General features: G+C 69.6%; 8 protein-coding genes and 2 pseudogenes. 4 read left to right on the top strand and 6 right to left on the bottom strand.

Going from position 1 to position 9,038, the window contains the following annotated elements:
- From EVS83_RS06555 to coaBC, 3 genes and pseudogenes are all read right to left on the bottom strand, one after another.
- Positions 1-305 (bottom strand): annotated as a pseudogene (locus tag EVS83_RS06555) (hypothetical protein); the annotation flags it as partial.
- A gap of 19 nt (positions 306-324) precedes the next feature.
- The gene (dut, locus tag EVS83_RS06550) at positions 325-786 is read right to left on the bottom strand and encodes a dUTP diphosphatase (RefSeq protein ID WP_133500230.1); all 462 of its coding nucleotides are present in this window, start codon (positions 784-786) and stop codon (positions 325-327) included.
- A pseudogene (coaBC, locus tag EVS83_RS06545) lies at positions 783-1,981 on the bottom strand (bifunctional phosphopantothenoylcysteine decarboxylase/phosphopantothenate--cysteine ligase CoaBC). Before coaBC ends, dut begins: the two are co-directional and overlap by 4 nt.
- 124 nt (positions 1,982-2,105) lie before the next feature.
- Here coaBC and radC point away from each other — a divergent pair.
- From radC to EVS83_RS06530, 3 genes are all read left to right on the top strand, one after another.
- A complete protein-coding gene (gene radC / locus EVS83_RS06540) occupies positions 2,106-2,780 on the top strand; it encodes a RadC family protein (protein ID WP_133500229.1) in 675 nt (224 codons plus the stop codon).
- A 126-nt stretch (positions 2,781-2,906) separates the two neighbouring features.
- Positions 2,907-4,595, top strand: coding sequence for an arginine--tRNA ligase (gene argS / locus EVS83_RS06535; RefSeq protein ID WP_133500228.1), 1,689 nt, complete (start codon positions 2,907-2,909; stop codon positions 4,593-4,595).
- The gene (locus EVS83_RS06530; RefSeq protein ID WP_133500227.1) at positions 4,595-5,410 is read left to right on the top strand and encodes an SPOR domain-containing protein; all 816 of its coding nucleotides are present in this window, start codon (positions 4,595-4,597) and stop codon (positions 5,408-5,410) included. The genes argS and EVS83_RS06530 overlap by 1 nt, the downstream gene beginning before the upstream one ends.
- Before the next feature lie 119 nt (positions 5,411-5,529).
- Here the strand turns inward: EVS83_RS06530 and EVS83_RS06525 are convergent, their stop codons facing one another.
- A complete protein-coding gene (locus EVS83_RS06525) occupies positions 5,530-6,033 on the bottom strand; it encodes a hypothetical protein (RefSeq protein WP_133500226.1) in 504 nt (167 codons plus the stop codon).
- Between EVS83_RS06525 and EVS83_RS06520 the strand changes: the two genes are divergently transcribed.
- Positions 6,026-6,208 carry a hypothetical protein gene (locus tag EVS83_RS06520; RefSeq protein ID WP_133500225.1) on the top strand — a complete coding sequence of 61 codons (183 nt, stop codon included), beginning with the start codon at positions 6,026-6,028 and terminating at the stop codon, positions 6,206-6,208. The genes EVS83_RS06525 and EVS83_RS06520 overlap by 8 nt on opposite strands.
- Here EVS83_RS06520 and EVS83_RS06515 read toward each other — a convergent pair.
- Both EVS83_RS06515 and speA read right to left on the bottom strand, forming a co-directional pair.
- Positions 6,200-7,057 (bottom strand): NAD(P)-dependent oxidoreductase, encoded by an 858-nt coding sequence (locus EVS83_RS06515; protein ID WP_133500224.1) that lies wholly within the window; start codon positions 7,055-7,057, stop codon positions 6,200-6,202. The two genes, EVS83_RS06520 and EVS83_RS06515, sit on opposite strands and share 9 nt — an antisense overlap.
- Entirely contained in the window at positions 7,054-8,967 is a 1,914-nt protein-coding gene (speA, locus tag EVS83_RS06510; RefSeq protein ID WP_133500223.1) for an arginine decarboxylase, read from the bottom strand. Before speA ends, EVS83_RS06515 begins: the two co-directional genes overlap by 4 nt.
- Positions 8,968-9,038: the final 71 nt, after the last annotated feature.

The raw sequence follows: 9,038 nt of genomic DNA, 5'->3' as shown, positions 1-9,038 counted from the left end.
TCGCCGCCGGTCGCGCCCTTCCAGCCGGCGGTGAGCTGCTCGGCCGCGCGATCCATCTGCCCGTTCTGCAGCGCGTCGCGCACGCCGGGGCTGGCGAGCTGGTCGGCGAAGTGCTTCTGCGCGCTGCCGATCATCGACTGCGCGGCCTGCACGACCGAATCGCGCGCGGCCTCCACGTCGGAGCGACGCGCCTCGTCGCGCCACTGCGCCCAGGCGTTGAAGCCGAACCAGCCCGCAAGGAGCAGCGCGACGCCCGCACCGAGCGGGATCAGCGGCTTCAGACGGTCGACCTGGGCATTGGGCATCGCAAGCACTCCGTAGGGTTCAGCGCACACCGGTGTGGCCGAAGCCACCCGCGCCGCGCGCACTCGTTTCGAATTCGTCGACCACCTGGAACCGTGCACGCACGATCGGCAGCACGACGAGCTGGGCGATGCGGTCGCCCGGCTCGATCGTAAAAGCCGTCTCGCCGCGGTTCCAGACGCTCACCATCAGCGGACCCTGGTAGTCCGCATCGATCAGGCCCGTGCCGTTGCCGAGCACGATGCCGTGTTTATGCCCGAGCCCCGATCGCGGCAGGATCACGGCGCACAGCGTCGGGTCGGCGATGTGGATCGACAGCCCGGTCGGCACCAGATGCGTTTCGCGCGGCGCGATCGACAGCGGTGCATCGAGCGCGGCACGCAGGTCGACGCCCGCGCTCGCGGCGGTGGCGTATTCGGGCAGCGGCCACGCATCGCCGTAGCGTGCGTCGAGCAGGCGGACTTCGATGGTGCGTTCGGTCATGCGAGGCGCGCCTCGATCAGGTCGAGCAGGCCGCCCGCGATGTCGGATTTCGCGCCGGGGCCGAGCGTGGTCGCGCCGTTCGCGTCGTAGGCCACCAGCGTGTTCTCGTCGCTCTCGAAGCCACTGCCTTCCACGCCGACGCGGTTCGCGGCGATGAGGTCGAGCTTCTTGGCGACGAGCTTGCCGCGTGCGTAAGTCTCGACATCGTGCGTTTCCGCCGCGAACCCGACGACGAGGCGCGGGCGCTTGGGATGCGACGCGACCTCCGCGAGGATGTCGCGCGTTCGCACCAGCTGCAGCGTCAGCGTGTCCTGCCCGGGCTGCTTCTTGAGCTTGTTCGGCGAGATCGACACCGGCGTGTAATCGGCGACGGCGGCCGCGCCGATGTAGACGTCGCACGGCAGCGCGGCGGTGACCGCGGCATGCATCTGCGCGGCGCTGCGCACGTCGATGCGGGTGACGTTCGGCGGCGTCGGCAGATGCACCGGGCCGGCGACGAGCACGACGTCCGCACCGCGCGCGGCCGCCGCGCTGGCGACGGCGAAGCCCATCTTCCCGCTGCTGCGGTTGCCGAGGAAACGCACGGGATCGAGATCCTCGAACGTCGGCCCGGCGCTGACGACGACGCGGCGCCCCGCGAGCGCGCTCATGCGGCGGCGCCCGACAGCGCGCGCACGATCGCCATCGGCTCGACCATGCGGCCTTCGCCGATCTCGCCGCAGGCCTGGTCGCCGGCATCGGGGCCGATGATCAGCACGCCGCGGTCGCGCAGCGTCGCGACGTTCGCCTGCGTGGCGGCATTCGCCCACATCACGCGGTTCATTGCCGGTGCGACGGCGATCGGCGCTTCCGTCGCGAGGCACAACGTCGTGACCAGATCGTCCGCGAACCCGTGCGCGAGCCTGGCGATCGTGTTCGCCGTTGCCGGCGCAACGACGACCGCCGACGCCCAGCGCGCGAGTTCGATGTGGCCCATCGCGGCTTCGGCCTGCTCGTCCCACAGCGACGTGCGCACCGGCTGGCCGGACAGCGCCTGGAACGTGGTCGCGCCGACGAAGTGCTGCGCGTTCTCGGTCATCGCCACGCGCACCTCGGCACCGGCGTCGCGCAGGCGACGCACCAGATCGGCGGCCTTGTAGGCGGCGATGCCGCCGGTCACGCAGAGCAGGATGCGGTGGCCGGAAAGCGCGGTCACGAGGCGGAAAAGTCCGACGGAGAAGGCGGTCGACAGCTTACCCGAACGGCCGGAATCGCCCGATCGGCCGCGTGCCGTGCGTCACGGTGCAATGACCGCCCGATCGACGTCCACGGAGGGACGCATGCACATCCGCGACTGGCCGGCCACCGAAAGGCCGCGCGAGAAGCTGCTCGCGCGCGGCGCGGGCGCGCTGTCGGACGCCGAGCTCGTCGCGCTGTTCCTCGGCTCCGGCCTGCGCGGGCAGGACGCGGTGGCCACGGCGCGCGCTTTGCTCGCCGAGCATGGCCCCCTGCGCAAACTGCTGGAGCGATCGCCGAACGCGCTCGCGAAGCTGCGCGGCGTCGGCCCGGCGCGTGCCTGCACGCTGGCTGCCGCGCTCGAGATCGGCCAGCGCGTGCTCGCCGCCGATCTGGAACGCGGCGACGCGCTGACCGACCCGCCCACCGCCGGCCGCCTGTTCGCCCAACGGCTGCGCCCGGCGGACCACGAGGTGTTCGCGGTGATGTTTCTCGACACCCGTCACCGGATGGTGGCGTTCGAGGAGATGTTCCATGGCACGCTCGACGGCGCCGAGGTCCATCCTCGCGACGTCGCCCGGCGTGCGCTCGTCCAAAACGCAGCGGCGGTGATCGTCGGGCACAACCATCCGAGCGGAAATCCGGAGCCGAGCGCGGCCGACCGGGCCGTCACCGCGCGGCTCAAGCAGGCGCTGGGCCTCGTCGACGTGCGCCTGCTGGACCATTTCGTGATCGGCGACGGGCCGCCGGTGTCGATGGCGGCGCGGGGCTGGGTGTAGGCGCTTGCGAAACCGCGACCGCAAGCGGGTAACGCAGCGCGCGGCGGCGCGTTGCGGCGCCAGGCGACTCGGGGTCTGACGCGGCGCCGTACAATGCCGCCCCCGTCCCGAAGTCCCCGGACCGCCGTGAAATCGACCCTCCGCGCCCTCGTCGAGCAGGCCATCGACGCCCTGCGCGCCGCCGGCACGCTCCCCGCCGATGCCGCCTCGCCCGACTTCGTGATCGAGCGGCCGAAGAACCGTGCGCAGGGCGATTTCTCGACCAACGCGGCGATGCTGCTGGCCAAGCCGGCGAAGTCGAACCCGCGCGCGATCGCGCAGGCGCTCGTCGACGCGCTGCCGAAGAACGATGCGATCGCGTCGGTCGAGATCGCCGGCCCGGGCTTCATCAACTTCCGCATCGCCGAAGGCGCCTGGCGCGCGACGCTGCGTGACGTCGCGACACAGGGCGACGCGTTCGGCCGCAACGACAGCGGCGCGGGTCGCCGCGCGGGCGTCGAATACGTCTCGGCGAACCCGACCGGCCCACTGCACGTCGGCCACGGCCGCGCCGCGGTGATCGGCGACTGCATCGCGCGCGTGCTCGACGCCAACGGCTGGACCGTGGCGCGCGAGTTCTACTACAACGACGCCGGCGTGCAGATCCAGAACCTCGCGATCTCGACGCAGGCACGTGCGCAGGGCAAGGGCCCCGACGACGCCGGCTGGCCGGAAGACGGCTATCGCGGCGACTACATCAAGGACGTCGCGGCCGCCTACCTGCGCGGCGATGCGGTCGAGGTCGAGGGCCACACGGTCGTCGGCGCGAAGGATCCGAACGACCTCGACGCGATCCGCGCGTTCGCGGTCGCCTACCTGCGCCGCGAGCAGAACCTCGACCTCGAGGCGTACGGCGTCTCGTTCGACGTCTATTTCCTCGAGTCATCGCTCTACACCGACGGCAAGGTCGAAGAGACCGTGCGCGAGCTGATCGCACACGGCCACACATACGAGGAAGGCGGCGCGCTGTGGCTGCGCAGCACCGACTTCGGCGACGACAAGGACCGCGTGATGCGCAAGTCCGACGGCACGTACACCTACTTCGTGCCGGACGTCGCCTACCACCTGTCGAAGTGGCAGCGCGGCTACCTGCGCGCGATCACCGAACTCGGCGCCGATCACCACGGCTCGCTCGCGCGGGTGAAGGCCGGCCTGCAGGCGCTCGACGCCGGCATCCCGCAGAACTGGCCGGAATACGTGCTGCACCAGATGGTCACCGTCATGCGCGGCGGCGAGGAAGTGAAGCTCTCTAAGCGCGCCGGCAGCTACCTCACGCTGCGCGACCTGATCGACGAAGTCGGCAGCGACGCGGTGCGTTGGTTCCTCATCGCGCGCAAGCCCGATTCGCAGCTCACGTTCGACATCGACCTCGCGCGCAGCCAGTCGATGGACAACCCGGTCTACTACGTGCAGGTCTCGCATGCGCGCATGTGCGGGCTGATGCGCCAGCTCAATGAGCGCGGCCTGTCGTTCGACCTGCAGAACGGCCTCGCGCAACCGCTGGATCTGGACGACGCGACCACGCACGAACTCGTCGCCACGCTGTCGCGCTACGCGGAAGTCGTCGAGACCGCCGGGCGCGATCTCGAACCGCACCAGATCGCGGCCTACCTGCTGGAACTCGCGCAGGCGTTCCAGTCGTATTACAACGAGCACCAGTTCCTGGTCGACGACGCCGACGTGCGCGATGCGCGACTCGCGCTCGCTTCAGCGACGCGTCAGGTGATCTCGAATGGACTGGCGCTCCTGGGCGTGTCCGCCCCCGAGGTGATGTGATGGCGCAGAAGCGCGGTAAGACCCAGGCACGCCGCTCCGGCGGCGGTGGCGGGAACGGCTCGATGCCGGGCTGGGCGTGGCTGGTGATCGGCGTGGCGATCACGCTGCTGGTCGTGCTCGCCGCGCCGCGGCTCATGCATCGCGACAAGGACGGCTTCTTCCGTCCGACGCCGAACCCGGATGCGCTGCCGAAGCCCGCCGACGGCGACGATGCGGTGGTCGACGACGAAACGATCGACGACAAGGGCGCTGCACCGAAGCCTGCCGCTACTGCGACCGATGCGAAGAAGAAGCAGGACTTCGACTTCTACACGCTGCTGCCGGGCAAGGAAGTCCCGATGACGGACGCCGAGCTCGCTGCGAGCGAGCAGGCGGAGAAAGCGCAGAAGACCGCGCCGTCGGACGCTTCGGCGCCGACGACGCCGGTTGCGACGACGACCACGGCCGATACGAAGCTGCCGGCACCGGTCGACGAAAACACGCCGAAGCCGGCGTCGAACGAAACGCATGCCGCGACGTCGGGCACAGCGTCGTCCACGACGTCCGCATCGGCCACGCCTGCAACCGCAACCGCTGCGGCGGACACGCGCTACATCCTGCAGGCCGGCGCGTTCCAGGCGTCGGGCCAGGCCGAAGAGCTGAAGGCGAAGATCGCGCTGCTCGGCCTCGGCGCGCGCGTCGAGTCCGCACAGATCGGCGGCAAGACGGTCTACCGCGTGCGCATGGGGCCGTACGGCAGCGCCAGCGACCTCGCGGACGCGAAGCGCAAGCTCGCGAGCGGCGGGCTGTCGGCGATGGCGGTGAAGACGAACTGATCGACGGCCTCGTGCCGTCGCGGTTGGATGATGTGCCGGCGTTGCGATTGAGATGGCGCTGGCGCGCAGGCGATTCACATGACGCGCGTTTTCTCGGCTTCAACAGCGCTCTGTGATGCTCAGCGTCGCATCACTCCCGTGCGGCGTTCAGCACCGCGCTGATCACGATTCAGTTGCGCAACCTCCAGCCCAGCGATCGACAACGCATTGACCCGCACCGTCGTCGGCGCGCGAACCCGATGTGTACGACGACGCACGAACGCGGACGTCTCCCCGTTGATCACCGCGGGACGTGCGCCGATCGGCGAATGCCATTTTCGCGGGTGCAGCCGGCGTCGGTTGCACGCGTCTGCCTCTAGACTCGGGGCATCTTTCCGGACGCCGCTGCCGATGCCTTCGAAGACGCCTTCCCGCCGGCTCATCGCCTGCACCATCGCGGTCGTCGTTCTGCTCATCCTGACCGGCGTGCTGTTCGTAACGCGGCGGTCCATGAGCGGATGGGCGACGCCGATGGGAGTTATCGCACCACTGGAACTGGTCGCGGTTGCCATCGCCATGGCGATCGGCGGCGCGATCGCGCGACGCGGATTCGGCGCGCCGGCGGTCGGGCTGGTGTTGCTCATCGGAATCGGCAGCGCGGTCGCCGCGTACACCGGTGCGCCACCGGAGCAGACCACGGCGGGCCGCTGGCTGCTGCGCAACGCAGGCCTGCAGCTCGTGCTGTCCGCGCTGGTCGCCTGGGGTGCGGCGGTCGTCGGCGAACGCATCGCCGCCGCCCGCCGCTCTGGCTCAGCGTGACCGCTTGAGCGAAATCAGCGCGGAGGTGTCGGCGTCGCCGAGGCCGCGTTCGGTGACGAGTTCGGCGTAGTCCGCGAGCGCCTGGTCGATGACCGTGGTGCGGATGCCCGTCTGCTGCGCCATGCCCTGTACGATGCGCAGGTCCTTGAGCATGTGCGCGTTCTTGAAGCCGGGCGTGAACTCGTCGCGCAGCATCGTGGCGCCGCGCTTGTCGAGGAACCAGTTCGACGCTGCGCCGGCCATGAGGGTCGGGATCAGGCGGTCGGGTTCGAGACCGAGTTTCTCCGCGAGCGCGAGGCCTTCGCAGACCGCTTCGTTGATGCCCGCGACCAGCACCTGGTTGATCGCCTTGGTCGCCTGGCCCGCGCCGGTGGCGCCCATGTGCGAGATGCGTGCGGCGTAGCTTTCGAGTACCGGACGCGCCTTCTCCAGCACGTCCGCATCGCCACCCGCCATCACCGACAGCTTGCCGTTGCGCGCACCTTCGACGCCCCCCGACACCGGCGCGTCGATGAAACCGATGTCGTGCTCGGCGAGCATGGCGGCCGCGCGACGCGCGGTGTCGACCGACACCGTCGAATGGTCGATCACCACCGTTCCGGGGCGCAGCACGTCGGCGAGGCCCGCGACGTTCTCGAGCACGTCGGCATCGAGCGGGACGCACAGCGCGACGACGTCGCAGTCGGCGAAGTTCGCCGAACCTCGCGCGGCGCGTACGCCGAGCTCGGCCGCGAGCGCGTCCGCCTTCTCCTGCGTGCGCGTGCCGACGGCGGTGAGCAGGCCACGCGAATGCACATGTCGCGCCATCGGCGCGCCCATCGCACCGAGGCCGATGAAACCGGTTTTCATGGTTCGTTCCCTGCGCGCCGTAAGTCGAACGGCGCGTCGTCCAGATAGGTGTAGCCGGTGAGGCCTGCTTCGAGTGCCTCGTTGAGCCGCAGCGTTTCGTCGGCGGCGAGCCCGGCGGCCGCGACCTTGTCGCGATAGGCCTGCCGGAGCTGGGCGATATCGTACCCGACGTAGTCCAGCATCACGTCGATCGTGTCGCCGCGGCGCTGCTGGACGAACTGGAAGCCGTCGGCGTCGACGTTCACCGCCACGGCGTCCGTATCGCCGAAGAGGTTGTGGATGTCGCCGAGGATTTCCTGGTACGCGCCGACCAGGAAGAAGCCGATGCGATAGACCTCGCCCGGATTCGGCGCATGCACCGGCATCGACGTCGACAGCGTCTCGTTCTCGACGTAGGTGTCGATGCGGCCATCGGAGTCACAGGTGAGGTCGGCGATGACGCCGCGTCGCGTCGGCGCTTCGTTGAGCCGCTCGATCGGCGCGATCGGGAACACCTGCTGGATCGCCCAGACGTCGGGCATCGACTCGAACACGCTGAAGTTGACGAAGTACTTGTCGACCAGGCGCTCGTCGAGTTCGTCGAGCACTTCGCGCTGCGTCTTCTCCGTCGGCGACAGGCGCGCACGCACGCCGTTGAGGATGGCGTAGTAGAGATCGTCGATGCGCGCGCGGTGCACGAGATCGATCTGCCCCGTCGTGTACGCCTCCAGGCCTTCGGCGTGGTAGTGCGTGGCCTCGTGGAACAGTTCGACGGCCGGGCGCGTCTGCAACTCGGCGTGCACGCTGCGCAGGTGACGGATCACCAGCGGCTCGTCGTCGTGCGCATCCGGCACGCGGCCTTCGGGCGCGCGCTCGACTTCCGACACGTTCGTGACGAGCACCGCGTGGTGCGCCGTCATCGCGCGGCCGCATTCGGTGACGATGCGCGGCGGCGTCAGGCCGTGCTCTTCGCAGGCGTCCGCGAGCGGCTGCACGATGTTCAGCGCGTACTGCCGCACGCCGTAATTGATCGAGTAGTAACTGCGCGAACGCGTGCCTTCGTAGTCGATGCCGAGGCCGCCGCCCACGTCCATGTACTGCACCTTCGCGCCGAGGCGCGAGAGCTCGATGAAGTAACGCACCGCCTCGCGCATGCCGTTGGCGATGTCGCGCACGTTCGAGATCTGCGAGCCCATGTGGAAGTGCAGCAGGCCGAGGCAGTCGCCCATGCCGGCATCGCGCAGGCGCTTCCAGAGATCGAGCACCTGGCGCGGCGAGAGGCCGAACTTCGCCTTGTCGCCGCCGCTGTTCTGCCACTTGCCGGCGCCGAGATTCGCGAGGCGCATGCGCACGCCGAGGCCCGGCTTCACGCCCAGCGCTTCGGCTTCCTCGATGACGAGCTGCAGTTCCGACGGCTTTTCGACGACGATGTACGTCTCGAGCCCGAGCTTGCGGCCGATGAGCGCGAGGCGGATGTACTCGCGGTCCTTGTAGCCGTTGCAGACGATGAGGCCGCCGGGGCGCGACAGCGCCATCACCGCCATCAGCTCCGGCTTGCTGCCGGCCTCGAGCCCGAAACCTTCGCCGACGTTCGACGCGAGCGTGCCCGCGACCGACTGGTGCTGGTTGACCTTGATCGGATAGACCGCGGTGTAACCGCCGCCGTAGCCGGTCTCGTTGATCGCCCAGGCGAACGCATCCTGCAGCTTGCGCAGGCGGTCGGAGAGGATTTGCGGGAAGCGCACGAGCAGGGGCAGCTGCACGCCGCCGTCGAGCGCGCGGTCGACCGCCTCGGCGAGTGCGATCGACGGTCCGTTCGCGCCCTGCGGATGCACGCTGACGCGGCCCGCGGCATCGACGTCGTAATAGCCTTCCGACCAGTACGGGATCGAATAGGTCTTGCGGGCCAGGTCGGTCGACCAGTCGGACATCGGGCGCACCCCAGCGAGGAAGGCGCGCATTCTAGGGCCACAAGCGTGACCGGTTGCCGATTGCGGCGGTA

The sequence above is a fragment of the Cognatilysobacter terrigena genome (assembly GCF_004361065.1).
Classification (GTDB): Bacteria; Pseudomonadota; Gammaproteobacteria; order Xanthomonadales; family Xanthomonadaceae; genus Cognatilysobacter; species Cognatilysobacter terrigena.
The sequence above is the reverse complement of the archived record's forward strand: the minus strand, read 5'-3'. Positions and strand labels throughout refer to the sequence as shown.

Bases quoted from the DNA above. Each gene is read 5' to 3' on its own strand.
- dut (WP_133500230.1), bottom strand. From the start codon at position 786: ATGACCGAACGCACCATCGAAGTCCGCCTGCTCGACGCACGCTACGGC.
- radC (WP_133500229.1), top strand. From the start codon at position 2,106: ATGCACATCCGCGACTGGCCGGCCACCGAAAGGCCGCGCGAGAAGCTG.
- EVS83_RS06530 (WP_133500227.1), top strand. From the start codon at position 4,595: ATGGCGCAGAAGCGCGGTAAGACCCAGGCACGCCGCTCCGGCGGCGGT.
- EVS83_RS06525 (WP_133500226.1), bottom strand. From the start codon at position 6,033: ATGAGCAACACCAGCCCGACCGCCGGCGCGCCGAATCCGCGTCGCGCG.
- EVS83_RS06515 (WP_133500224.1), bottom strand. From the start codon at position 7,057: ATGAAAACCGGTTTCATCGGCCTCGGTGCGATGGGCGCGCCGATGGCG.
- speA (WP_133500223.1), bottom strand. From the start codon at position 8,967: ATGTCCGACTGGTCGACCGACCTGGCCCGCAAGACCTATTCGATCCCG.